We start from the raw sequence: 25,547 nt of genomic DNA on the forward strand, positions 1-25,547 counted from the left end.
TTTCAACGGATCAACTAAAAAAATTACTACCTAAACTCCCTAGCAGAATTCTTTCTTTTACTTCTGAGTCCATGGACATTATATAAATCTTCCTTCTATAATTTTGTTTCACCAATAAAACTATTTTATGCCTTAAGCATCTTGTTTTAATTTTCAGAATTGTTTATACTCGAAACATCTTTGTTTTTCTAGGAAAACAAAGGAGGTGAATTTGCAGCACGGTCTATACATACTGGAGGGGGATTTTTTATGTTGAAATTAATTGGGGTTTTGCTAGTGGCAGTGGGATTTTTATTTCGTTTAAATACACTGCTTGTTGTGACTGTTGCAGGCATCGTGACGGGCCTTGTGTCAGGTTTGTCACTGCATGAAGTAATCACGATGTTTGGTCAGTTCTTTGTCGATAACCGCTATATGTCTATGGCTATTTTACTTACTCTTCCTATCTTTGGCGTGTTAGAAAAATACGGGTTAAAGGAACAAGCGGAAGTCCTGATCAAAAAAGCGAAAAACGCTTCTTCTGGAAATGTTTTACTTATATATCTTTTTATCCGTGAAATCTCAGCCGCAGTCGGCTTAAATATCGGAGGACATGCTCAATCCGTACGTCCGCTAGTGGCGCCGATGTCTGAAGGTGCGGCTCGTGCCAAATACGGAGAGCTTCCGCCTAAAGTCAAAGAAGATATTCGAGCTCACGCAGCCGCGGCTGAAAATACGGGCTGGTTTTTCGGAGAAGATATCTTTATCGCAACGGGTGGAATTCTTTTAATGAAAGGATTTTTTGACTCCGTAGGGATTCATGTCGACGTCTGGGATATGGCGCTTTGGGGCATTCCAACAGCCATCGCAGCGCTGCTGATCAGCACCATTCGCTTCCGTCAGTTAGACCGCAGAATTCACAAAAAAATGACCAAACACAACCCAACATCATCTTCAAAGACGGAGGCGAGCTAAATGAAAAGCATCCTGACGCTCGATACGATTTACTACTTACTCGGTATTATTGTCGCTTTTATCGCGATTCGAATCGCACGCGATCACAACCATCCTAACCGTTTAGGGTCTTCTCTATTTTGGGTGTTGTTTTCCGTTACGTTTTTATTTGGCAACGTGATTCCGCCTTTTTATGTAGGATGTTTAGTCATTATTATGGTGCTGCTTGCTTCATTTAATCGTGTAACTAAATCTAATGAAGCCGAAACACCTGCTGAAGAACGAGTGGCTCACGCGCAGCGATTAAAAAACAAAATCTTTTTACCGGCTTTATTTATTCCTATTTTTACAATTATCGGCACCCTTCTGTTTGGGAAAATTAAATTTGGAAACTGGGCGTTAATTGATCCAGAAAAAGTCACGTTAATTTCACTGGCAATCGCAGCTGTTATTGCATTTGTCGCTTCAATGGGCGTCACAAAAGCAAAAATGGACGTGCCTGTTAAAGAAGGAAGCCGCTTGCTTCAAGCAGTTGGCTGGGCAGTTATTTTACCGCAAATGCTCGCAGCGCTTGGCGGCATCTTTTCAAAATCAGGCGTTGGAACAGTAGTATCAGATATTGTAAGTGACATTCTTCCGACTAACTATGCGTTTGTTGCTGTGCTGGCTTATTGTCTAGGAATGCTGCTATTTACGATTGTCATGGGAAATGCCTTTGCTGCGTTTGCCGTTATTACAGGAGGTATTGGACTTCCGCTGATTGTACATATGCACGGAGGAAATCCAGCGATTATGGCAGCTCTTGGCATGTTTGCTGGCTACTGCGGCACGCTGTTAACGCCAATGGCAGCCAACTTTAACATCGTGCCTGCCATGCTGCTTGAATTAAAAGACAAAAACGCCGTGATTAAAGCGCAAGTGCCGATCGCTTTATCCGTTTTTGTTGTGAATACGTTATTAATGTACTACCTTGTATATCACTTTTAAAGGAGAGTAATAGAATGACAACTGTATTACTGACTGGCTTTGAACCATTTGAAGGTGAAAGTATTAACCCGTCCTTAGAAGCAGTAAAAGCTCTAGACGGCGTAGCTGTTGAAGACTATCACATTATCGCTAAACCTCTTCCTACTGTTTTTGGTGAATCAATCGCAAAGCTTCATACGTATATAGAAGAAACCAGCCCTTCTATCGTCATTTGCATTGGACAAGCAGGCGGCCGAGAAGGCATTACGGTCGAACGCGTGGCCATTAACGTAGACGACGCGCGAATTCCTGACAACATCGGTCAACAGCCTATTGACCGCCCTATTATCGTAAACGGCCCCGCCGCATACTTTTCGACACTGCCCATCAAAGCTGCTGTCGAAAACTTGCGCCAAGCAGGCATTCCAAGCAGCGTCTCTCAAACGGCTGGAACGTTTGTCTGTAACCACGTGTTTTATGGACTGATGAATATGATTCAAAACTGCTGTATTAAAGGAGGATTTGTTCATATTCCTTACCTTCCTGAACAAGCTGTGAATCATCCTGCGAAAGCTAGTATGTCGCTGGATTTGATTGTGGAGGGAGTGTTTTCCATTGTAAAAACCACTATCGTAACGGAAGATGACATTTTAGTTTCAGGTGGAGCTACTCATTAATACTAAAAACCAGTTCATAAAAAGAGCTGGTTTTTCTTTATATATATGTACAGAGCTTTCATTAAATAAATTAATGAAAGCTCTAAACAACCTTACCTCTCAGTCGATATATAGTATGAACGTATTTTCTTAATATGTTCAATTACTTTTATCTCGTCCAAGGGCGAGAAACTTCTTGCATACAAGGATGTAAGCCAAGAAGTAAAACCATTATACGGAGGTAAGGAAAATGAGAATTAATCACAACATTACAGCTTTAAACACGTACCGTCAGTACAACACAGCTAACAATGCACAAGCAAAATCTATGGAGAAATTGTCTTCTGGTCAGCGTATTAACAATGCGGCTGATGATGCAGCAGGTCTAGCTATTTCTGAAAAGATGCGTGGACAAATTCGCGGGTTAGATCAAGCTGGGCGCAACGCTCAAGATGGCGTTTCATTAATCCAAACTGCTGAGGGCGCATTAAATGAAACTGCTGATATCCTTCAACGCATGCGTGAACTCGCTGTTCAAAGTTCTAATGATACAAATCAAGATGATGTAGACAGAGAATCCATCAGCTCTGAAATTACAGCTTTAAAAGAAGAAGTAGATAGAATTTCTAACACAACTCAATTTAATGGAAAAACACTTTTAAATGGTACATTAGGTTCTAAGATTGATACTAACACTACTAATACAGATGCTTTTGTAGCAGGAGTAGCAAGTATTACAACATCAGGTTCTAAAGCTCAAGAATATACAATTGCTGTTGATAATACGGAAAACACTATTACTTTAACAGGCGCAGATGCAAAAGCTCAAACTTTATCTTTAAAAGATGGCGCTCAAACTCTAAATTTCTCTGATTTAGGCATTACAATGAAGACCAACGAAGGATATACTATTGCTGGTGATGAAACTGACACCAAAAAAATCACTGTACTTTCAGGTGAAACCAAATTCCAAATCGGAGCTAACGCTGACCAAGAAGTAGGTCTCTCTATTAACAATATGGGTACTACAGGGTTAGGAATTAACGGTATTGATGTGAGCACTCGTGAGGGAGCTAAATCTGCTATTAATACAATCGGTGACGCTATTAATACTGTTTCTACTCAACGTTCAAACTTGGGAGCTTTACAAAATCGTTTAGAACACACTATCAATAACTTAAGTAACCAATCAGAAAACCTAACGGCATCTGAATCACGTATTCGTGATGTGGACATGGCGAAAGAGATGATGGAGCAAACTAAGAACTCAATTCTTTCTCAAGCGTCTCAAGCTATGTTAGGGCAAGCTAACCAGCAACCGCAGAACGTACTTCAATTATTACGTTAATTGGTATTAAAAAAGAGTCTCCGTAACGGAGACTCTTTTCTATTTGTTTATATTAGAAGTCATAATAAAAAGCTCACCAATATAAACTGACTTATCGTTCTGCACTATAGTTAACAGCTGTTCGTGTACTTTCAGTCATGCCTGGGTTTGTAGTCGTCACATACACTTTCCCTGCTTTCTGCCCAAGCTGCTTAATCGATAACGTTGTTGATATTCCGCCTGACTCCTTGCTTGCAAGCAACGTACCTTTTGAGCTTGCATTATATACTTTGACAACATCACCTTTAGAAATTTTACTTACGGTTACACTGTCTACTTTTCCTTTATTGTTCACAACCTTTACTTGAGACGACTGTAATGCATTGGATTGTTCTCCAGCAAATGAAATTGCAGTTCGCACACTTTCAGTCATTCCTGAACGTGCAACTGTTACATATACTTTTCCTGCTTTTTGCCCCACTTGTTTTGTTGTAAGTATAGCTGATGATCCTGTTGATGTTTTAGATGCAAGAACCGTTCCTTTTGAATTCGCATTGTATACTTTCACAATGTCTCCCTTAGCAATTCCTGAAACTGAAATTACATCATCTTTTCCTTTATTGTTCGTTATTTTTACTTGTGATGATGATAAAGCATTAGACTGCTCTCCAGAGAACCCGACTGCTACTCGATCACTTTCACTCATTCCTGAACGCGAAACTGTTACATATACTTTCCCAGCTTTCTCTCCCACTTGTTTTGTTGTGAGTGTAGCTGATGGTCCTGTTGATGTTTTAGATGCTAAAAGTGTTCCTTTTGAGCTTGTGTTATATACTTTCACAATGTCTCCCTTGGAAATTCCTGAAACTGCAATCACATCATCTTTTCCTTTATTATTTGTCACTTTAATTTGAGATGCTTTTAAAGCAGGTGATTTCATAGATGTGATGAATTCATAAGGAATATCTTCTGTATAACTATCGTTTTCAATAACAGCAAAGTAAGTTCCTTTTTTCAACCACGTTTGGACTGAAGCATTTCCAGAAACTAGCTCATCTCCATTTGTAATAAAATCTTTATATACATATCCACTGCTGTTTTGAAGTTGCGCGTGCCATTCTGCTCCTGCTTTCTGTTTCATTGATAACGCTACATTTCCATCGTTAGGTACCACTATTTTATAAATATCTTTATCATTGCTATTATTTATTGTTCCTTTATATACTTGATTTAGATTAATTGAATTAGCTGTAGTTAAAGTGTTATTAAACTCTTTTTCATAAGTATTGGTTGCTGCAAAAGCTGTCTTTATTTCATACGGTTCATCTTCGGAATAACTATCAGGCTCGACTGCAATATAGTACGAACCTTTCGGCAGGCCTACTTGCATCGTTTCGTATCCGTCAATAAGTTCACTATCGTCTGTAATAAAGCTATCAAAGTTTTGAGATTTAGGATTTAAAATACTAACGCTCCATCTCACTCCAGCTCGTTGCTTCATAGAAAGTGTCAAATTCCCATCACTTGGAAGATCAACTTTATATACGTCTTTATCATTTGAACTATTAATACTTCCTTTATAGCTTTGGTTAAGATTCATTTTATTAGCTGCTGTTAAACTATTATTAGATTCTTTTTCATAATTATCGCTTTTGACAAAACCTACTTTTACTTCATATGGTTCGTTTTCTGAATAAGAATCATCGCTAACTTGAACATAATACGTTCCCTTTGGTAAGCCTACTTCTTTTGAAGCGTATCCATCAATCAATTCGCTATCGTCTGTAGTTAACTCTTCCATCACTTTACCGCTACTGGTTTGAATGGAAGCGTACCATCTAATGCCCGTCTTTTGCTTCATTGATAGCGTTACATTTCCATCATTAGGCACTGTCACTTTGTAAATATCTTGATCATTACCATCACTTAAAGTTCCCTTATAGCTTTGGTTTACATTCATAGCATTTGCAGTAGCTAAGCTATTGTTAAACTCTTTTTCATAATTATTACTGACTGCAAAGCCCACTTTAAATTCATAACGTTGATTATAAGAGTCAGAGCTATATGGACTAATCTGAATAAAATAAGTTCCTTTTGGGAGCCCAACTTGAACTGCAGCATTCCCTTCAATCAATTCACTGTCATCAGTTTGCAGGGATTCAAATACCTCACCTTTATTATTTAAAATGGTTACATTCCATGTAACACCTGCCTTTTGCTTCATAGACAAGGTTACATTGCCGTCACTAGGTAACGAAAATTTATAAAAATCTTCTTCATTTTTCCCTTCATGTAGTGCGCCACTATATGCTTTATTTACTTCTATTGGTACAGCATTGGAAATCGCAGCATACGTAGAAATTGGTTTAGTTCCCAATAAACTAAAAGCTACGATAACACAGAATAAAATCATTTTTCGTACTGATAAAATCATCCATATACCTCCATTATTATAAAATACCTATTTATATTACAATATTTATCTAAATATAGATATAAAAACCTATAATTTTACCATTTTATTTTTTAAAGCAGTTAAACTGAGTATGATGATAGAATTCGAAAAACTTGTCATATAGTATACCCTCAATCAATTTAGTTATAAAAAACAAGAGTGGTAGTAAGTATCCGTCTATTAATTTGACCGCTTAGAAACCATATTCAAACCTAAAAAGGTGATGTCTCAATAAGACATCACCTTTTATAAAAATCGTTTCTTTAAATATTTCGCAATTTGTTTATAAGCAACTGGCGGACTGACAATATAGCCTTGAATGAAGGAACATTTATGCTTTTGTAAAAATTCAAGCTGCTCTTGTGTTTCAACGCCTTCTGCAATCACTTTCATGTTAAGAGCATGAGCTAAGTACAAAATGCCTTTTGTAATGGCCTGCTGCTTTCCTTTATCCGTAGCGTGTTGGATAAACGTTTTATCGATTTTGAGCGTATTAAATTCAAAGTCTTTTAAATGTGACAACGAGGAAAAACCAGTGCCAAAATCATCTAAAGCAAACGTGACGCCAATTTTCTTTAGCTTTTCCATCACTTTTTTTACATGTTCTTCATGTTGAATAATGGAGCTTTCCGTCACTTCAAATTCAATAAATGAAGGGTTGATGTTGTAACGGGCTAACGTTTGTTGAACGTGTTCTACAAACCCTCGTTTCAGCAAATGCTTAGACGAGACATTAATTGAAACAGGAACGACTTGTAAGCCTTGACTCTTCCACTGCTGCAGCTGCTTGCAGACGTAGTCGATCACCCAGTCGCCGAGTTCAATAATTAAATGTGTTTCTTCTGCTAAAGGAATAAAGTCTTCCGGTGATACGCGTCCCCATTCCGGATGATTCCAGCGAATTAACGCTTCAATACTATCAATCTCTCTGCTGTTTGTATGAACCTTTGGCTGATATTCAATAAAAAATTCATTTTTAAGAAGTGCGTTGCGCAGTCCTGTTTCCAGATGATAGCTTTTATACGTCTCGCTGTCCATTAACGGCGAATACAGCTGCCAGTCGCTTCGTCCGATTTCTTTCGCACGCCGCATAGCAAGGTTAGCATTGGTTAATAGCGTCTTTACATCTTCTCCGTCATGCGGGTAGATGCTGACTCCTATACTGGCTGTGACGTAGAGAGAAAAGTCATCAACGGTAATTTCTTTTTCGATTTCTTGAAAAAGAGCCGCAACTAGCTTTTGGCATTCATTGATGTGTGCAAGAGATAAAAAGCAAACCGCAAGCGTATCTTCTCCTACTCTCGCTAGCATCACACGGGGCGTCACGAACTTCTTTAAGCGATTAGCAATACACTGCAGCAAGCGATCGCCAACCTCATGGCCTAATGTATCACTAATATGTTTGAAACGATTCAGTCCTAAATGAAAGACTGCTAATGAATCTCTTTCTTTTTTCATTTGTCGGATAAAGTTTTTTAATTCCCTTTCAAACTTTCTTCGATTCGGTAAGTTCGTTACATAATCATGAGTTGCAAGATATTCGATTTGATCTATATACTTTTTTTCTGCGGTAATATCTTCAATAATCCCATCTATGCGCACTAGCTTTCCGTTCTCGTCAAGCGTTGGAATGCATCGATCTTTTACCCATTTCATTTCTCCTGTTTTTGTGGAGATTCGATACTGCTGACGAATCATTTTTCCTTTTTGTAATTGATGCTGCGTTTTTGCAACAGCTGGCTTATCTTCTAAATGAATAAAGCTTTCCCACAGGTCTCTATTTCCTAAAAATTTAGCCGCATCTTCTCCATAAATGTTGCTTACACCACTTGAACATACAATCACTTTACTGCTTTGCACATCAACAGACCATATTCCGGCCTCTAAATTGTTATAAATCGTTTGAAACTGCTGTTCTTTTTGCTTTAATTCATTCGTAATCACTTTTGATTCTGTAATGTCATGAACAACACCAATCAGCTGTATGACGTTTCCCTGCTCGTCTGCTACCGCATCCGCTTGTTCAAATACCGTACGTTCTTCACCGCTCGGCCGCAGCAGTGTATATTCAATTGTGTAGCTTCCTCCCGTCGAAAGTGCCTCCATAACGGCTTTTTCTAATCTTTTTTGGTCACAGCGATTGACGAATTGAAGAACGTTCTTTAAAGAAGGAGTAAAGTGCTGATTAGGATTTAATCCGCAAATATTATACAGCTGAGGCGACCAGTAGCTTTTATCTTTCATGACGTCATAATACCAGCTTCCTACATTCGCAAGCTTTTGCTCCATTTTTAAATGCGTTTCTAATTGAGAAATGTGATTGGAGCGCTCTTGCTCTTTTGAATCATCTCGGCATACGGCATAAACACCCGCTACTTGTTCATTTACGATAATAGGAATAAGAGTGATATATAAATGAAGTTCTTTTTTTGTTTTGTGATAGATTATCGTCGAAAACTGAACTTTTTCTCCTTTTAAAGCAAGTTGAAAGAGATCTTGTGCTTGCTGTTGTTTTGATTTATGTATAAGAGCTGTCAGCTGCTGGCTTTTTTCTTTGTGCTCGTTTCCTGTTAGCTTGAAGGCTGCTCGGTTGCTAAACATGATATCGCCTTCACAGTTGATTAAAAAAATACCTTCACTGTATTCTTTTAAAAGCTGTGTATTCAAACGATCAAGATGTTTGATTATCATGATCGACTGCTCCTTCTCCGTATTTTTATCTGGCAAGGTCTCATGCGGCCTCCTTTTATCTCTTTATCTATTTCTTCTATACTATTACAATAAGCTACATTTGAGATATATTTTACTCTACTTTCCCTAAATAAGGAACATATCAGGTAGGGATAATTGAAACGTTTTTTTCAGCTTCAACATTTAGTAAAATAAAACATGTAAAGGAGGGATAGCGTGACTCACAGTGCTAAAAAACATGATCTATTTTCTAGAGGTTCTTTTCAAACCACTGCTTTTTTACTTCTTTTCTCGCCTCTTTTTACCCGTTTGTTTCAGCAGAACGTCTGGGCGTATATAATGGTGTCTTGCATCATCGTTCTTTTTAATTTCATCACCGAGTGTATACTGGTAAAAAGAATAAGCGCTGCGCCTAAAAACTACATTGCTTTTTTCCAAACGATTTGTCTGCCTGTGAACGTACTTCTTTTGTGTTTCTTTTACTATGTTACATAAAAAAGCATCTATCGATTTGATAGATGCTTTTTGATATTATGATTCATTCAAGAGACTCGATAAATGCTTGGCCACAACCGCTCCTTGACCGGCTGAAGAGCTGATACTAGAAAACAAGGGAGTCGTGCACGCGTCTCCAATGGCATAAATAGATGGATTGCTGCTTTGATGCACTTCATTGATAACGATAAGCCCGCTTTGTGTAGTCGTAACTTTTTCTTTAATGAGTTCAACATTGGGGGCTACGCCTAGTCTAATCAGCACTGCGTCTACTGATAATTTTTGCCATTCACTGTTTTTACGCTTTAAATCGATCGATGTGACGTGATGCTTTCCATGGATAGCCGTCACTTCAGTATCAGTCATTACCTTAATACGGGGATCGGAAAGAACTTTTTCAACGTATTGCTCTCTTGCTTTGAAATGCGTAGAACGATGAATCAGATATACTTGTTTTGCTTGTGATGCTAAAAGGTATGCTCCTTCAAAAGCCCGGTCTCCTCCGCCAATAAGAGCAACCCTTTTACCTGTTAACCGTTCACCGTCTGCTGAGGCTGAATACACTTCTCCTCGGTCAATCATTTGCTGTTCACCCGGTACTCCCAGCTTTCGCTGGCTAGAGCCCGTTGCTAAAATAAGATACGTATAGCTAATTTCTTTTTCTGTTTCTTGCTGCTTTACTTTTACTGTTTTAGAACATTCGTCAATGGAAATTACTTTTGTATTCGCTTCATATAAGCAGTCCATATCGATAAAATGCTGAACCATTTTACGCTGCATCTCAATTCCATTTTCCGCTTGTATTCCGGGATAATCAATAATCTCATTATAAATCGTAAACAGCTGTCCGCCCAACTGTGCCTGCTCTTCAAGAAGCAAGCACTCAACGCCTAGCCTTTTACACCACACGGCAGCAGAAATACCAGCGGGTCCTCCGCCAATAATCAGTACGTCAACATGTTGCATACAGCTCACCTCGCTTCTGCTTCTCAGCTTATATGGCTTTTTGTTTCTTTACATTTGTCGCTGTAAAAGAGATAAAAATTCTCCTCGAACCTCTGGTTTTTCCATAAATGTTCCCCGAACGGATGAAGTGGCTGTAGAAGCTGAAGATTTTTTAATTCCTCTTCCGCACATGCACATATGCTTCGCTTCAATAACTACCATAACTCCTTTCGGCTCTAACACTTCTTCGATTGCATCTGCAATTTCATTTGTTAGACGTTCTTGAACCTGAAATCTCTTTGCGTATCCTTCTACTGTACGAGCGATCTTAGATAAACCTGTAATTTTTTTATCGGGTATATACCCAACGTGAGCAACGCCAAAGAACGGCGCAAAGTGATGTTCACACATTGAGTGAAATTCAATATCTCGTATTAACACCAATTCATTGTGATTCACATCAAATGTTTTTTCCAAATGAGCTTTCGGATCTTCTCGGTAGCCTTCTGTGTATTCTAAAAATGCCTTTAACACGCGGTACGGCGTCTCTTCAAGACCGTCTCTTTCCGGATTATCTCCGCATAAATCAATGAGTTCTTTCACGGCATTCATAAACGTGTCAGCTTGACCTATTTTTTTATCTATTTCAGTTGAATTCGTGCCTACTGTTTCTAAAAATTGTTGAGCAATTAAATTTTGTGTACTAAGTGCCATATTTCTATTTCCTCTTCCCTTTTCTTAGTAAGTTTATTTTTAAATGATGGTTTTGCTTCAGCAATTTAAAAACGCTGCTTCAAAATCTTTTGCAGGAAGGGGCTTGCTAAACAAGTATCCCTGCATATGATCACAGCCATTTTTTATTAAAAACGCTTGTTGATATTCTTCTTCTACCCCTTCTGCGATTACCTGCAGCTTTAAGCTTTGAGACAGGCTGATAATCGCCTTGGCAATTTCACTGTTGCTGTAATCTTCTTGAATATCTTGAATAAAAGACCGGTCGATTTTCAAACAATCGATTGGTAATTTTTTTAAATAACTCAACGAAGAATAGCCGGTTCCAAAATCATCGATAGAAATTGATATACCATATTTCTTTAATAAATGTAAAGCTTTAATCGTTTCTTCCGCGTTCGTCACCAGTGTACTTTCCGTAATTTCCATTTCAAACCAAGCAGGATTAAAATTATAGAGCGAAAGAAATTGGTTGATTTTATTAACCAACACAATCGGATCTTGAAATTGCCGCGGAGAAAAATTAACCGCTAGCGTTATTTCTTCCTTCAGATCCTTATTCCATTTGCTGACTCGAGAACAAGCTTTCTTCATGACAACTTCCCATAAGGAGTGAATCAAACCAGCTTCTTCTGCTATAGGGATAAATACTTCCGGAGAAACAAATCCAAGCTCTGCGTCATTCCAGCGAACTAATGCCTCTACGCCGGTTATCACATTGCGCTTCCCTTCTATTTTCGGCTGATAGTAAACGTCAATGTCACTTTTTTGAATAGCTTTTCGCAAGCGCGTTTCGATTTGTACCCTTTCTGTCTGCTTCTTAATTAAAGAGTCGTGGTAAATCGTTACCTTATTTCCGCCGTTTCTTTTTGAAGCATACATGGCCACGTCTGCATACGTAATAAGTGTGTCTAAGTTCGTAGAATGATTCGGATAAAAGCTTAAACCGCTGCTCACGCTGACAAAAATTTCGTCATTGTCAATGTAGCAAGGCTGCTGAACATATGCAAGCATCTTCTCGGCGATACAATTAACTTCGTTTGGAGCAAAGTCGCTAAACAAAATAACAAACTCATCTCCTCCTTGCCTTGTAAGAAAGCTGTCAGAAGAAGGCAGACATTCTTTAATGCGGTTAGCTACTATTTGAATGAGCTTGTCTCCTTTTGAATGTCCTAATGTATCGTTAATATCTTTAAATCGATCTATATCCATAAATAGTACGGCTACATGATCAATGGATTTATCCTTCGACTCAATTAATCGCCTGTTTAATTCTTCTTTAAAGTACCTTCTGTTTGGCAATCCTGTCAAAAAATCGTGGTATGCATGATACTCGCTTTCTTCCTGACTCTTTTTTAAATCGTCCACATATGTTTTCAAAAAATGAGAAAGATCGTTGATATTTGCCACGAGCCCTCCCAACTCATCTTTCCTTCTTGTATTCAGCACCTTGCCAAAGTTGCCTTTAGCGATTTGATTCACATGCCCCATGATACGTTTAATAGGCCGCGTGATGGATGTTGAGAAAATAGAGCTTGTAACGAGCACAAGAAAGATAAAAGGAAGAGACAATAATAAATGTTTGATTAATTCTTGCTGCAGTTCTTTTTCAATAAGTCCGTAGTCATAGACAACGCCTATTACATAGGTTGGAGAGTTCTTTTCTTTAATTGGTACTAATGTTTTTAGTATTTTTTTATGATTGATTTCAGTGAGATAACTTTGGGATTTCCCAGTTTTTAAGGCATTGTGAATTAACTTTTTGTCATGGGAGGTGTTTCGATACATATATGTTCCGTACCAAATGGGCCGATCATCTATTCTGATGTATTTATTTCCATTCAAATATACGTTTTGATTTTTCTCTCCGAACGTTTCCGGGTTAAAAACAGTTAGTTCAAGAACACCATCAAGTTTTTTGGTGAAACGGTTCATAACATTCGTTGGACCAAACTTTTTTTCAACATCAAACACATGATTATCGCGGAAATAAGGGTTTATAATATAATTAGTAGACCCGTCGTAATAATAACCCCATTTATCAATGTGATCAGGGTTACTAGAAGCCACTTCAATTGGCCCGCTCCAGAAATGAGGCAGAGTTACCCCTCGCGTCGTCGTAACTGGCTGCTTAGAAAGAAGCTGTTTAAAAGACGTATACCAAAATCCCCACTCCTTTGTAGACATATTGACTTCATCAGCATCAGAAGATCTCACCCCTACAATATCGTCTCCTACAGGGGCTAGTAATGTAATGTGGGATACCATTACCTTTTCAGCTAATTGTTTTAATTGTTCATTGCTAATATCATGGTAGTCAGCAGGTAACGAATTTTGTATCGCAATGGAAGCCGTTCTTAATTCTTGCCCCATTCGATCTTCCAAATATAAAGCACTGTTTTTGGAATTCTCTACTTCGTACCCAATTTCTTCTGTCACCAGCGTAATTTCCTTTTGGTTAAATTCTATCAATCTATTTTTTGACCGAATGTAGTGCAGCGTATTATTCGCCAGTAGAATACACAATACCAACAAAGTAAAAAATAGCGATAACTTTTTCTTTATCGACACTCGTGATGGCCTCCTGTTGTTAAAGACTTGATCTAATTCTTTTAAAAACATATTCATGTGTTCTAAATTTACATCGGACTATATGCTCACATTTTCACTCAAAACAATGAATTCATGCAAAAAACCAACCTCGTTGGTTGGCTCAATTTAAAATCACTATAAAACATGCAAAAATCTATGAATAAAAACTTTTATTTACATCTTTAGAACAAATTTATATTCTTATCATATTCTAACTGTTTTCTCTAAAATATCAAGGAGAAAAATTTGTCTGATACGTGTCTAAGGTTTTAAAAAGAATGGTTTCAACTTATTTTTCCAAAAGATTGTTGACGAAGGAAACGTTTAAAAATCTGCATAAATTGAAGGGGCTGGTGGATGTGTGCTACATGACCAGCACTCTTAACCTCCTCATACTGTACGTGAGGGACGTATTGATTTAAGTTCACTAATGTTCCTTTATATAACTCATCGTACTCTCCCATTATCCATAAAATAGGAACGTTCACTTCACGCAATACAAATTCAGAGTTTACCTCCAAATTTAATTGCACTATTCTTTCAAACAAAGAAGGCTGTAGCAAACGTGCACTTTCCAAGAATATAGCTTCTGAGTCTTCTAGAATTTCTTTTCGATTCGGGTTAAGCGCTCGAACGCACTCTTTTAACCACTCATTATAACTAAGCTGTCTTCTTCTATTCATCAGCTGAAGGAGATTGGTATGATATACAGAAGGAACGTTACAGCAGTAGCCTCCTACAAACGTTAAGCTGGCTACCATATGTGGATACTTTTGTACAAATGACAGAGCAATAAGACAGCCAAAACTCAGTGCACACAAATGAGCTTTTTTAATATTCATTTGTATGTAGTGCATATAGAGCTGATCAACAAACGCCTGCAATGAAAACGAATCATCCAGGTTTATATTTTTTAAAGGATAAAAATCATATGAAGTGCAGTAATAGTTTTTCTTTAATACGTCCATCTCTTTAGCGAATACACTTTGATTTCCTACAATTCCATGCAAAAAAATAATGGCATCTTTCATTTTCCGAGTACCTCAGCTGTCGTATTTTCACTATATTAGGTCAAAAGTCATTTACACCTACAACCTATGGTATAAATAATTAAATCACGAAATAAAACGTTCAAAAACACTGTTTTTTTAAAAAAATAATTCTATATACTCATTTATCAACGGTTACTATTATACTACTAACAAAACAAAAAAATAATACAAAAAATGCTTAGACAGCATTTTTTGTATTTATCTCGAAACATTTTATACTGCTTGTTTAAAAATGGATAAAACCCTTTTATAACGGGACGTATTTATTTTTTAAACTTCTTCAAAATCCGGTGATACCAGTAGATTCCAACTCCCGTTAATAAAATAATGAGTCCCCACTCATGAGGTAAAAACTTCAGCATCCATATGGACATGATAATAGTCGCTACCGTTAAGTTACTCAGCCACTGTTCTCGGCTTAGCTTTTTCTTATTCACTACCACCGCTATATAACCAATAGGTGGTGCAAAAAAGCACAGCAGCATCAAAAATTTTTCTGAACGGTGCCAGGGCTGTTTTTTCATTTTTTCTCACTTTTTCTATTTAAAATGAACTGATAGCCAAACGTCACAATCATCCCTGTCCAAAACATCGAAAATGACGACACTAACTCGGCGCCATTATAGGCATACATTATTACGTTCACAAACAGCAGCAATAAAAGTACATAAAAACCTGCCGACACAGCTTTATTCCAATTTTGATGCTCCCGTTTAGACGCATCTTTAAAAAACTTCATAAAAACTCTCCTTTTACACCTTATCCATTTAACGAGTCTATATTTATGCTAGCATATTGGGTGGTTTTGGAAAATAGATAGAGGAAATTCTTAGCATGTAGAATTGAGGAAAATTCTATTGAAAATCCACAAACAATAACAATGGAACTATAAAAATATAATAAATGTAAATAAATAATTCTTTTTAACTATTATTCCGCACACAAAACGTTCATATTAGTATACAATAATCTCAAAATATGTTTTTTAAGGAGATAAAAGGATGGAAACAACTCATAATCAGCTAACAAACGCTTTTCACCGTACCCCACACGATCAAAACACATTTCATTTTCTTGATGAAAAAGTAACGCTTCTTGTATCAGGTGAAGATACAAACGGAGCTTACGCCGTGGCGCACGTAGTGAAACCAGCAAACCAAGGTCCTCCGCTTCACCTTCACGAACATGAAGACGAAACGTTTTACGTAAAGCGCGGATCAATGATTTTCTACATAGGAGAAGAAATAATTGAAGCAAAAGCGGGCGATTATGTTTTTGCTCCTCGAGGTATTCAGCACCGCTTTGTGACCGGACCAGAAGAAACAGAATTTATCCTTACTGCTTCTCCTGCCGGCTTTGATTCATTCGTTAAAGAACTCGGTACTTCCGTTCCCGAAAATGCTCCTCTGCCGCAAGTGGGACCACCTACTGAAGAAGAAATTATCAGTTTAGTTACCGTCTCTAAAAAATACGGCATTACCTACCCTAAAATTGAAAAAGAAATGAATAAAAAATAAACCAATACATAGAGATCTGCTCTTTACCGGGCGGGTCTTTTTTCTATTTTGATTTCAATTTAAATGTGGAATAATTTAACACACCCTTGTTCACACTATACTTATCTGTTTTTTATAAATACGTACCATTTTTATAGATAGGAGGAAAGCCAATTGAACGCAGAAAGCAAGCGTTTGACTTCGCCTGAAATAACGAGTCTATGCGCGCAGTATCAGCAGGATACGCTGGCGGTTTGTGTAGCGAAACACGTTCTAGCAACGGGCACGGATGCAGAGATTCGGTCGCTGTTTGCCTTTTCGCTAGAGCTATCGAAAAAGCATATTGAGCTGCTGACTGCCATTTTTCATGCTGAACATTTTCCGCTGCCAAAAGGTTTTACAGATGAAGATGTGGACTTGCACGCACCTCCGCTTTTTACAGACTCGTTTTGGCTGAAGTATCTTCACGACATGACGATTCACGGCTTGGCAGGATACGGCATTTCATTTAGCGTGTCCGTTCGCCGAGATCTTCGAGATTATTATCATCAGTGTAATTTGGACGTGATGGAAGTATATAATCGGTCTCTCGACCTACTTTTAGCAAAAAATCTTTATGTGCCGGCTCCTTATTTTTTAAATCCGAAACAACAAGAGCCGATCACAGATTTGACTTACGCTCTTGATTTTGTAGGAAAGCAGCGCCTTTTAAACGCAACGGAAGCCGGAAATATTTATTTTAATTTGCGCAAAAGCATGGCAACCAAAGCGCTTTTAATTGCCTTTAAACAAGTGAGCAAACGAAAAGACGTGCGGAAAGTCATGGAGACGGGGCTTGATGTGGCTCACAAGCATATTGAGCTTTATTCTTCCATTATGCACGAAGAAAACCTTCATACGCCTCCGCTTTTGGATAATGAAATCACCACGTCTACGCACGCGCCATTTTCAGAAAAGCTGATGACGTTTCACGCAGGCGCAATGTTTAAAGTAGCCATTACCTATTACGCAACGGCAATGACTACTAGTATGAGGCTTGATATTGTCGGGCACTGTGAAGCGTGTATTTTAAGAGACTTAAAAGTAGCGGGGCGATGCAGCGAAGTGATGATTAAAAACGGCTGGATTGAAAAGCCGCCTGAAGCAAGCGATCGTAAAGAAATGTAAGTTTTTTCATAGCAGCTCTTGACCTGAAACGCGTTTCATACTTTATGCTGTATTTATTCTCATCAGCCGGCGTGACACGAACGGTGGCGTTACGGCTGATATGTTATCCATAAAAAAATCCGGTGTGTTCACCGGATTTTTTGGTATGACTACATATTCATTTCTTTTTTATACGCCAGGTACGAATACAGATAAGGAATCGCCACGCACAGAACGATACTCCCCCACATGATAACTGACTTGTATCCATCAGGTAAAAAAGCGCTAATAAGAATCAGCAGTCCGCCGATAAAAAAGATCTTTCCGGATAACCGGTGCGTCTTTTTCCATACGTTTTCATTGCTCAATGTCCACGGTGTACGAATCCCCATAAAATAGTTAGAGCGCACGCGCTGCAAGTAGTTTCCGATAATGATAAAAACGAGTCCAGCCATAATCGGAGCAATGTACGACATCGGCACGTTATAGCCCAGTCCCTGTAAAATAGTGCTCATATTTACAAAAAAGAATAATAGCAGTACGGCGTTTAACAGGATATTATACGTTTTTGAAAAGTACTTATAGTTTTCTTTACGCGGATCAATTCGCGGAACAAAGGCGATGACAAAATAAATAAGTACCATGATTCCTACTGTTAAAATCATTGCATTTATCTTTGTGGCAAACCCGTCTGCTTCTCCATTTGCTCCCCAGTGAATGGGCATTGTAGCTGGAAGATGCGGCAGTGCAATCAGCCATGCAAGTAGTGTTAAAAGAGTAATACCTAAAGGAAATACGTGTTTTTTCATTTAATTCTCTCCTTTCTGAAAGCTGAAAAACCAGCCGATTAAATCTTGAAAAACGGTTGTATTTAACGAATAAATCACAAACTGCCCTCTTTTTTCATCTTGAACGAGGTCCGCTTGCTTCAAGATTTTTAAATGATTTGAGATGCTTGGTTTGGTCATATTAAAATACTCGGAAATTTCTCCTGCGGTTAAATCCCGCTCTTTTAGCAGCTCTAAAATCTTTCTGCGAGTAGGATCCGCTAAGGCTTTAAACGTTTCATTCAATTGAAGTTCATCTCCATCATATTTAAGTATTTAGATAATTATCTAAATATTAAACTATAAAGTATACTATGTCAATATTTTGAAAAGAGAACACGTGCATTTGACTCATTTTTTTGTTTTTCCAAAGCAGTCCATGCATACAAACTGCGCCTCTTGATGTAAAAAAGCTTTGATTTCGGTCATTCCTCTTTTACTTGGATACTTCATTCTCATCCATACTTCTTCATTCGGCTGAATTTCTTTTTGACAAACGGAACATCGCTCTTTTATTCGAAACATACTATCCCTCCATTTCTTTATCTAACTATACGTTTGACTAGTCAAAAAGTTTCATAAAAAAGAGGCTGGAACGTAACCAAATCAATTCCAGCTAAAGACAAACAAATGAGAGAATGAGCTGAGCCGCTTGTGACACCGCAGTTGATTTCCGTGCAAGGCTTCGCTTTCCGCGGGCGGCCGCTGAGCCTCCTCGTCGCATATGCTCCTGCGGGGTCTCACCTGTTCCGCTTTTCCCGCAGGAGTCTTCGCCTTGCCCTCCAATCAACTGCTAGAAAGACTTACACACATGAAACCTATGTTTACCCTAACAAAAAAACCGAACCACGAATCAAACATCTTGATTAATGGTTCGGTTTTCACTTTGTCTAAAATCCTTTTGTCCCAGCCTCTTCCTTCAACTAAATTACTTATGTCCTAACCTCTTTTAAACATTATAGCGGCGTTACGTCTTCCTGCTGTTTTTGCTGTATTCTTTGCTTTTTCGATTTTCTGAAGTGAAGCAGTTCATACACAACCGGAATAACTACAAGTGTAAGCAGAGTCGCAACGGCCAATCCTCCGATTACAACGACTGCAAGACTTTGAGAAACGAGGCTTCCGCTTTCGCTTTGTTTAAATAAAAGCGGCAGCATCGCACAAATCGTAGCAGCGGACGTCATGACAATTGGACGCATACGAGTAGCGGCTGCTTCAACAATCGCATCGCGCATAATCATTTTCTTTTCATTTTGCTTCACACGGTCTAATAGTACAATGGCGTTGGTTACAACAATACCAATCAGCATCAGTGCTCCAAGTAAAGCCGTTACGTCTACTGGAATGCGGCTGATTAATAATCCTAAAATGGCACCAATCGCTGCAAGCGGAAGTGAGAATAAAATCGCAAACGGCGTGCGGATTGTTTTAAACGTAATGACCATAATTAAGAACACAATACCAATCGACACGAGCATGGTAATGAACAAGTCAGAGAAATCTTCTCCTTGCTGCGTGCTTGCTCCGCCGATTACAACGTCAACATCTTTTGAAATGGATAACCCTTTACTCTTACCGTCTCCAAAAATCGCTGTTTGGATGTTTTTATTAATCTCTGAAAGCTTTTCTGGATTGACATCCGCTGTTACTTGAATATACGGGTCTCCATTTTTATGAAACTGATTGGTCGGCTTTTCAGCTTGCGTTAGCGAAGCCACTTTTGAAACAGGTGACGGTCCTGTTTCTGTCATAATAGAAATATCTTTTAACTCTTTTGGTGACGTTGGATTTAAGACAGATTCAAGAAGTACGTTTGCTTGCTTGCCTTCTAAATCTATCGCTCCAATCGGTGTTTTATTTAGCATAACGCCAAGCTGCTGCGCTACTTGCTGCGTGTTTGCTTTTGTTGGATCTACGTCTAAAGAGTAAATGGTTTTCTTTTCGTCTTGGTTCGTAGAAACTTTGTCTACTCCTTTTATATCGCTGATTTCTTTCTTAATGCTGCTTGCCGTTTTTTCTAACTTGTTCATGTCGTTTCCAATTACATCAACGGTAATGGAAGTAGTAGACGCTCCCATTAGTGAAGCAGCACTGACGCTCAGATCTCCTCCGTCATAGAGCTTCTTTTGATTTTGAATTCGTTTCATTAGCGAATCCGTGTTTTCACCGTCTTTTACGGTAATCGTATACGTAGCTTCAGTAGGCGAACCAACGTCTCCCCACTTGGCTCCTTCGGCCGTATTACCAAGCTGCATATATACTTCTTTCACTTCTTTTTGAGCTAAAATATAGCGTTCAAGCTGCAGTGATTTTCCTTCTACGGTTTTAATTGGCGTATTATTTGGATAGCTTAACGTTGTGCCTACAAAATCAGATGAAGAGTTATCAACCGCTCCTTTAGGCATCATCGTATAGGCGCCAATAGATCCGACAAATAAAAGCAGCGAAAGCAGCAGCACAACCCATTTATGATTAAGCGACCACGTAATGACTTTTGTAAAACGAACCGGCTGCTTGTGCTTGCGAATTTTTTCATTTTTTAATAATCCTGCACTCATTAACGGTACAACCGTAAGTGCCACAATTAATGAAGATAGCAGCGAATACGTCAGCGTTAGAGCAAACGGAAGCATAAAGTCCTGAAGCCCTCCGTTTACAAGGCCGATTGGTAAAAAGACGGCTACTGTCGTTAACGTAGAAGCGGTAATAGCAGAGCCTACTTCTTTTGTGGCATCAATAATTAAACCAAGCGAAAACTTTTCTTTTTGCATTTTCCGGAAGATGTTTTCAATCACAACAATGCTATCATCTACTAATCTCCCAATTGCTACCGCTACTCCTCCAAGCGTTAAAATATTAAGCGTGACGCCTGATTTGGATAATAAGAAAAGCGTAAAGCAAAGCGATAGCGGAATGGATACAATTGTGATAAACGTAGAGCGAACGCTGCGTAAAAACAGCATGATGACAATAGTCGCAAAAAGTGCGCCTAGCAACACTTCTTTCATCATGGAATGAACAGAGTTTTGTACGCTATCCCCTGTTGCAAAAAATACAGAAGCATTCACATCGTTATAGTCTTTGTTAATTTGCTGAGAAAGTTTTTTTACTTCTTTTGTAATGCTAACGGCGTTTGAGTGACTGTCTTTTGTCACAATAAGTAAAAGTGCATCTTTTCCGTTAATATGCGTCACGACGCCTTCAGGCTTTTTGACCTCTACTTTTGCAAGGTCGCCTAGCGTTACACCCTGTGCAACCGGCAGCTTTTTCACTTTGTCCAAGCTGTCAACTTTACCTGTTACATTGATGTTGCTCGACTTGTTATTAATGACTTTTTCTCCAACTGCAAGGGACGTGTTTTTTCCTTCTAACACGCTGATGACTTTATCAATCGTCACGTTCTTTTGTGACAATTTTTTATTATCAACTTTAATAGACACGTAGGAATCCGCTGTTCCATATGTTTGAACACTGGCAATGCCTTTAATGTCTTTATATTTAGGGATCAGTTTTTTCTCTGCAAGATCCAGATTGTCTCTTGTTAATCCTTCTTTAAATGTGAGTGAAATATCTGCGATGGGAATCATAGAGGTATTTAATTGAATAACATTAGGTTTTGATACGCTGGCTGGAAGCTGCACCGAAGACAGCGCTTCTTGGACGTTTGTTTTTGCTTCTTTCATATCCGTTTTGGATTCAAATGAAATATCGATTTTGGAATAGCCGTCTCCCGTTGTCGAATACACGTTGCTTTTTCCTTTAACACCGGCTACCGCGTCTTCAATCGGTGACGTAACTTGTTTTTCCATAGAATCCGCATCCGTTCCTTGCCCCATAACTACTACTGACACTTGAGGCTGATCAGCGGTCGGCAGGAACTCCATCGGAAGTGTAAAATAACTAATAACTCCTAAAGCTAAAATTAAAATAGACATAATGGTAATAGCCGCTTTGTTTTTAAAGGACCATTTGGTGAGCCATGACATGAAATATCCCCTTTCACTTTTTCGTACAAACTCAGTCAAACATTTCTAAAATATGCTAAATAACTCCTAAATTATACCTAATGTTACTTACCATTTAAAGACTTATTTTTGTAAAAAGTCCCATTATTTGAACAAAATCATTTATGTATATGCGTTTGATTATATAATCAGCTCTTTTACAGCAAAAAAAAAGACGCCGATACCCGGCGTCCCACATGTAGTAAGTGAAAGAAGAAGAAGAATATGCCTACGATTTCTCAGGCAATTCTATGACCTTATTTGGTTTCTTCCCGTTTTTTTATGAAATAAACATATTTAGAATAAATTCCCTCAACTAGCAGCTCGATTGTGCTTTGTTTCCGTATCGTTTTGAATCTTTAACGACGTTAATAACGCCACGATGCTTCCGGCAAAGCCAAATAAAAACAAGTGATGAATGCCTGCCATAAAGCTTCCGCCTGAAGTCAGCAACGCACCCATAATCGTAACGCCGATTGCTGTTCCCATGTTTCGGCAAAACATAAAAAATGACGTTGAAATACCTCTTTCATGTCCTCCTACTAATTGCTGTACACCAATGACTCCAACCGTAGAAAGCAGACCAAACGACAGTCCTTGTACAATCATGACGCAAAACACATAAAAGAAGCCGTGACTTTCATTTAGCATAAGCAGAAGTGTTCCTGAGCCAACCAGCAGCACATTCCCGATTAACAACAGCTTTCTGTAGCCGTGTTTTAAAATCCATTTACCTGCAGGCACGGACACAGACATCCATCCAACCGCTGTTCCTAACAGCGCCACTCCGCTCATAAACAGTGACAAATGCGCTACTCGCTGCAAAAATAACGGAATGTAGCTTGACGTTCCGAATAAAGCCACCGTTCCAATAAACGCATTGATGTTAATCCATGACAGCGTTTTGTTTTGGAACATAGACAGCGGTACAATCGGAGAAGCATGTTTTCGTTCATGGAGATAAAAAATGACCAATAAAATAAGTCCCGCTACTGCATACACAATTCGGTTTTGTTCCACTACTGTTACGAGCAGCAGTGAGGTAACGCCCGCTCCAAACAAAATAGCGCCGATGTAATCGACTTTTGCTCTTTTCGGCTCATAGCTTTCTTGATACGGCATTAACGCTAGAAACGCGACGATACATACCGGTAAATTAATAAAGAAAATCCATCTCCACGTTAAATAATCCACAAAAAAAGCGCCTAAAAGCGGTGCTAACACAGCTGATAATCCCCACATCGTTGTAAAGAGCGCCTGAATTTTCCCTCGTTTCTCCACTGGAAATAAGTCTCCGGCAATAATAGCGGGAAAGGCCACCATAAACCCGGCTCCTATTCCTTGAACCGCACGGAAAAGAACAAGCTGAATCATCGTATTTGCCACTCCGCAAAGCATCGAACCAATTAAAAAAGCAATAATTCCAAACCCAAATACTTTTTTGCGGCCAAATAAATCCGATAATCTTCCCGCTACCGGAGATAAAATCGTACTTGCAATCATGTACGAAGCAAACGACCACGCGTACAAATCAAATCTTCCAAGCTCTTTTGCAATAACGGGCATCGTCGTATTCATAATCGTTGAATCAAGCGAAGCCACTAGCATTGCCAGCACAATACTAACCATTACGGACGTTCTGCTCTTCATGTACCAATCTCCTTATCTCTATAATCTGAGCGTCTAGTGTACTCCTCCTTGCCGTTCGTTGTCTATACTTATGCATACAAAATGCTAAAAAGCTTCTCACTTTACTATGAGAAGCTTTTTACCCCCTTATTCACATATCTTCTTGAACCTTTTCTTGATCAGACAGTTCTTTGTTTCGAGCCATAACCGCAAATCCAGCCATTACAATGATGCTGCTTGAAATGCCGTATAGAATTGGCGTAGTAGAAGAAAGTCCTTCAATCAATAGACCTCCAAGCACTACTAGCGTACTAACAACAATCGCTGAAACTCCGGCTTTTGGATGAATGTCTTTCCAAAACAGCGAGACAACAAACGGAACAAAAATCGCTCCTGATAAGATGGCATACGCCACGTCTAGAGCAACAAGCACGTCTTGAATCCAAAGAGCAAAAATAATAGCAAGCACGCCGACAATAAGTGTATTCACACGGGTTAAAATTAAATAATTTTTCTCTGAAATATTTTTAAGCCACACTTTTTTAATGATATCGTTGCTAATGAGCGTAGAAGACGCAAGCAGTGTCCCTGAAGCAGTTGACATCAGCGCCGAACAAACGCCTGCAAGTACGAGACCTAATAACCCTTGAGGCAGAATTTGAATCGCAAGCGTCGCAAAAATGCTTTGACTGCTTTCTGCGTTTGGCAGCAGCAAATATGCACACATTCCAATTACACTTCCCGCAATTGCGTAGGCAATGCTGTACACCCCTGCAAAAATAGAGCCGTTTCGCGCAATTTTTTCTGTTCGCGCCGTAAATACCCGCTGCCAAATATCTTGAGAAACTGCCATACCAAGCGTATATAGAAGGAAATACTGAAAAATTTGACCGTATCCAATCGATGAAAAATCAAAATACGATGATGGTAAATCTCCGGTAAGGGCTTTGAAACCTCCTGCTTCTGATACACTCATCGGAAGCATAAATCCAAAAATCGCCACCGTCATCACAACAAATTGAATAATATCAGTAACCGTTACGCTCCACATTCCGCCTAAAATCGTATAGAACAAAACAATCGAACCGCCAATTAGCATCGAGGCCGTCATGTTCCATCCAAGCAACGCATGAATGATCGTTCCCATTCCAATCACTTGAGTGACCGATACCATGAGTGTATAAATAGCGGCAACAACGGCGCTGATAATTTGCGCTTGAGCGTTATATCTTTTTCCTAGCAGCTCACTAATAGTAGTCACTTTCAACGACGAAATCCGCTTAATAAAAATCGTGCCAAGCGTAATGATTCCAAGTCCAATCATCGTCACAAACCAAATGCCAGACAGCCCGTGCTCGTAGCCAAGCTGAGCGGTTCCAATCGTTGACGCCCCGCCTAAAATAACGGCAGACAAACATCCTAAATACATAAACATCCCCAAGTTTCGCCCGGCTAAAATAAAATCTTCTGATGACTTTGCTTTTAATGAGCCAATGATACCCGCTACAACCAATACGCCAAAATAGACAAACATAACCGTCATATCCAGTCCGTTCATAACAGATTCCTCCTTATTATGGGTCAATTTATCTTTTGTTGAA

Annotated in this window: 21 protein-coding genes; 6 read left to right on the forward strand and 15 right to left on the reverse strand. The window is 38.8% G+C overall.

What is annotated here, in order from left to right; all coding sequences use genetic code 11:
- Nucleotides 1-249: 249 nt before the first annotated feature.
- The 4 genes from ACH6EI_RS19025 (at nt 250) to ACH6EI_RS19040 (ending at nt 3,903) form a co-directional block, all read left to right on the forward strand.
- On the forward strand, nt 250-954 hold the full coding sequence (locus ACH6EI_RS19025; protein WP_394530570.1) for a DUF969 domain-containing protein: 705 nt from the start codon (nt 250-252) through the stop codon (nt 952-954).
- Nucleotides 955-1,920, forward strand: coding sequence for a DUF979 domain-containing protein (locus tag ACH6EI_RS19030; protein WP_394530569.1), 966 nt, complete (start codon nt 955-957; stop codon nt 1,918-1,920).
- A 14-nt stretch (nt 1,921-1,934) separates the two neighbouring features.
- Nucleotides 1,935-2,576, forward strand: coding sequence for a pyroglutamyl-peptidase I (gene pcp / locus ACH6EI_RS19035; protein WP_397377811.1), 642 nt, complete (start codon nt 1,935-1,937; stop codon nt 2,574-2,576).
- Between the two features lie 229 nt (nt 2,577-2,805).
- Nucleotides 2,806-3,903, forward strand: a complete 1,098-nt coding sequence (locus ACH6EI_RS19040) for a flagellin N-terminal helical domain-containing protein (protein ID WP_098627336.1) — start codon at nt 2,806-2,808, stop codon at nt 3,901-3,903.
- Between the two features lie 91 nt (nt 3,904-3,994).
- On the opposite strand, the gene ACH6EI_RS19045 is transcribed toward ACH6EI_RS19040, so the two are convergent.
- The 8 genes from ACH6EI_RS19045 to ACH6EI_RS19080 all read right to left on the reverse strand — a co-directional run bounded on the left by ACH6EI_RS19045 (nt 3,995) and on the right by ACH6EI_RS19080 (nt 15,583).
- Nucleotides 3,995-6,316: a hypothetical protein gene (locus ACH6EI_RS19045; protein WP_394530567.1), complete on the reverse strand. Its 2,322-nt coding sequence runs from the start codon at nt 6,314-6,316 to the stop codon at nt 3,995-3,997.
- 267 nt (nt 6,317-6,583) lie between these two features.
- The gene (locus ACH6EI_RS19050; RefSeq protein ID WP_394530566.1) at nt 6,584-9,028 is read right to left on the reverse strand and encodes a sensor domain-containing protein; all 2,445 of its coding nucleotides are present in this window, start codon (nt 9,026-9,028) and stop codon (nt 6,584-6,586) included.
- A 531-nt stretch (nt 9,029-9,559) separates the two neighbouring features.
- Nucleotides 9,560-10,489, reverse strand: coding sequence for an NAD(P)/FAD-dependent oxidoreductase (locus tag ACH6EI_RS19055; RefSeq protein ID WP_098627333.1), 930 nt, complete (start codon nt 10,487-10,489; stop codon nt 9,560-9,562).
- 48 nt (nt 10,490-10,537) lie between these two features.
- Nucleotides 10,538-11,182, reverse strand: coding sequence for a GTP cyclohydrolase I FolE (gene folE, locus ACH6EI_RS19060; RefSeq protein ID WP_394530565.1), 645 nt, complete (start codon nt 11,180-11,182; stop codon nt 10,538-10,540).
- A 57-nt stretch (nt 11,183-11,239) separates the two neighbouring features.
- Nucleotides 11,240-13,771, reverse strand: a complete 2,532-nt coding sequence (locus ACH6EI_RS19065; RefSeq protein ID WP_098627331.1) for an EAL domain-containing protein — start codon at nt 13,769-13,771, stop codon at nt 11,240-11,242.
- Between the two features lie 305 nt (nt 13,772-14,076).
- Nucleotides 14,077-14,823 carry an alpha/beta fold hydrolase gene (locus ACH6EI_RS19070; protein WP_098627330.1) on the reverse strand — a complete coding sequence of 249 codons (747 nt, stop codon included), beginning with the start codon at nt 14,821-14,823 and terminating at the stop codon, nt 14,077-14,079.
- 284 nt (nt 14,824-15,107) lie between these two features.
- Nucleotides 15,108-15,368: a hypothetical protein gene (locus tag ACH6EI_RS19075; protein ID WP_108674469.1), complete on the reverse strand. Its 261-nt coding sequence runs from the start codon at nt 15,366-15,368 to the stop codon at nt 15,108-15,110.
- Entirely contained in the window at nt 15,365-15,583 is a 219-nt protein-coding gene (locus ACH6EI_RS19080) for a hypothetical protein (protein WP_108674468.1), read from the reverse strand. The genes ACH6EI_RS19075 and ACH6EI_RS19080 overlap by 4 nt, the downstream gene beginning before the upstream one ends.
- A gap of 262 nt (nt 15,584-15,845) precedes the next feature.
- On the opposite strand from ACH6EI_RS19080, the gene ACH6EI_RS19085 reads away from it, so the two are divergent.
- Nucleotides 15,846-16,361 carry a cupin domain-containing protein gene (locus ACH6EI_RS19085; protein ID WP_108674467.1) on the forward strand — a complete coding sequence of 172 codons (516 nt, stop codon included), beginning with the start codon at nt 15,846-15,848 and terminating at the stop codon, nt 16,359-16,361.
- Nucleotides 16,362-16,514: 153 nt separating this feature from the next.
- Complete coding sequence (locus ACH6EI_RS19090; RefSeq protein WP_108674466.1) at nt 16,515-17,507, forward strand: DUF3231 family protein; 993 nt, start codon at nt 16,515-16,517, stop codon at nt 17,505-17,507.
- A gap of 149 nt (nt 17,508-17,656) precedes the next feature.
- Here the strand turns inward: ACH6EI_RS19090 and ACH6EI_RS19095 are convergent, their stop codons facing one another.
- The 7 genes from ACH6EI_RS19095 to ACH6EI_RS19125 form a co-directional block, all read right to left on the reverse strand.
- A complete protein-coding gene (locus tag ACH6EI_RS19095; RefSeq protein ID WP_108674465.1) occupies nt 17,657-18,295 on the reverse strand; it encodes an SdpI family protein in 639 nt (212 codons plus the stop codon).
- A complete protein-coding gene (locus tag ACH6EI_RS19100) occupies nt 18,296-18,559 on the reverse strand; it encodes an autorepressor SdpR family transcription factor (RefSeq protein WP_013055788.1) in 264 nt (87 codons plus the stop codon).
- A gap of 105 nt (nt 18,560-18,664) precedes the next feature.
- The gene (locus ACH6EI_RS19105; RefSeq protein ID WP_033578251.1) at nt 18,665-18,838 is read right to left on the reverse strand and encodes a hypothetical protein; all 174 of its coding nucleotides are present in this window, start codon (nt 18,836-18,838) and stop codon (nt 18,665-18,667) included.
- 91 nt (nt 18,839-18,929) lie between these two features.
- Nucleotides 18,930-19,103, reverse strand: coding sequence for a hypothetical protein (locus ACH6EI_RS19110; RefSeq protein ID WP_182028386.1), 174 nt, complete (start codon nt 19,101-19,103; stop codon nt 18,930-18,932).
- A 166-nt stretch (nt 19,104-19,269) separates the two neighbouring features.
- Nucleotides 19,270-22,299 carry an efflux RND transporter permease subunit gene (locus ACH6EI_RS19115; protein ID WP_108674464.1) on the reverse strand — a complete coding sequence of 1,010 codons (3,030 nt, stop codon included), beginning with the start codon at nt 22,297-22,299 and terminating at the stop codon, nt 19,270-19,272.
- 330 nt (nt 22,300-22,629) lie between these two features.
- A complete protein-coding gene (locus ACH6EI_RS19120; protein WP_108674463.1) occupies nt 22,630-23,967 on the reverse strand; it encodes an MFS transporter in 1,338 nt (445 codons plus the stop codon).
- Nucleotides 23,968-24,097: 130 nt separating this feature from the next.
- Nucleotides 24,098-25,504: a sodium:solute symporter family protein gene (locus ACH6EI_RS19125; RefSeq protein WP_034269962.1), complete on the reverse strand. Its 1,407-nt coding sequence runs from the start codon at nt 25,502-25,504 to the stop codon at nt 24,098-24,100.
- Nucleotides 25,505-25,547: the final 43 nt, after the last annotated feature.

The organism is Priestia sp. JSM ZJ58 (assembly GCF_044383985.1).
GTDB lineage: Bacteria > Bacillota > Bacilli > Bacillales > Bacillaceae_H > Priestia > Priestia zanthoxyli.

Coding starts and splice junctions, on each gene's coding strand:
- ACH6EI_RS19025 (WP_394530570.1), top strand. CDS start 250: ATGTTGAAATTAATTGGGGTTTTGCTAGTGGCAGTGGGATTTTTATTT.
- ACH6EI_RS19030 (WP_394530569.1), top strand. CDS start 955: ATGAAAAGCATCCTGACGCTCGATACGATTTACTACTTACTCGGTATT.
- pcp (WP_397377811.1), top strand. CDS start 1,935: ATGACAACTGTATTACTGACTGGCTTTGAACCATTTGAAGGTGAAAGT.
- ACH6EI_RS19040 (WP_098627336.1), top strand. CDS start 2,806: ATGAGAATTAATCACAACATTACAGCTTTAAACACGTACCGTCAGTAC.
- ACH6EI_RS19045 (WP_394530567.1), bottom strand. CDS start 6,316: ATGATTTTATCAGTACGAAAAATGATTTTATTCTGTGTTATCGTAGCT.
- ACH6EI_RS19050 (WP_394530566.1), bottom strand. CDS start 9,028: ATGATAATCAAACATCTTGATCGTTTGAATACACAGCTTTTAAAAGAA.
- ACH6EI_RS19055 (WP_098627333.1), bottom strand. CDS start 10,489: ATGCAACATGTTGACGTACTGATTATTGGCGGAGGACCCGCTGGTATT.
- folE (WP_394530565.1), bottom strand. CDS start 11,182: ATGGCACTTAGTACACAAAATTTAATTGCTCAACAATTTTTAGAAACA.
- ACH6EI_RS19070 (WP_098627330.1), bottom strand. CDS start 14,823: ATGAAAGATGCCATTATTTTTTTGCATGGAATTGTAGGAAATCAAAGT.
- ACH6EI_RS19075 (WP_108674469.1), bottom strand. CDS start 15,368: ATGAAAAAACAGCCCTGGCACCGTTCAGAAAAATTTTTGATGCTGCTG.
- ACH6EI_RS19080 (WP_108674468.1), bottom strand. CDS start 15,583: ATGAAGTTTTTTAAAGATGCGTCTAAACGGGAGCATCAAAATTGGAAT.
- ACH6EI_RS19085 (WP_108674467.1), top strand. CDS start 15,846: ATGGAAACAACTCATAATCAGCTAACAAACGCTTTTCACCGTACCCCA.
- ACH6EI_RS19095 (WP_108674465.1), bottom strand. CDS start 18,295: ATGAAAAAACACGTATTTCCTTTAGGTATTACTCTTTTAACACTACTT.
- ACH6EI_RS19105 (WP_033578251.1), bottom strand. CDS start 18,838: ATGTTTCGAATAAAAGAGCGATGTTCCGTTTGTCAAAAAGAAATTCAG.
- ACH6EI_RS19115 (WP_108674464.1), bottom strand. CDS start 22,299: ATGTCATGGCTCACCAAATGGTCCTTTAAAAACAAAGCGGCTATTACC.
- ACH6EI_RS19120 (WP_108674463.1), bottom strand. CDS start 23,967: ATGAAGAGCAGAACGTCCGTAATGGTTAGTATTGTGCTGGCAATGCTA.
- ACH6EI_RS19125 (WP_034269962.1), bottom strand. CDS start 25,504: ATGAACGGACTGGATATGACGGTTATGTTTGTCTATTTTGGCGTATTG.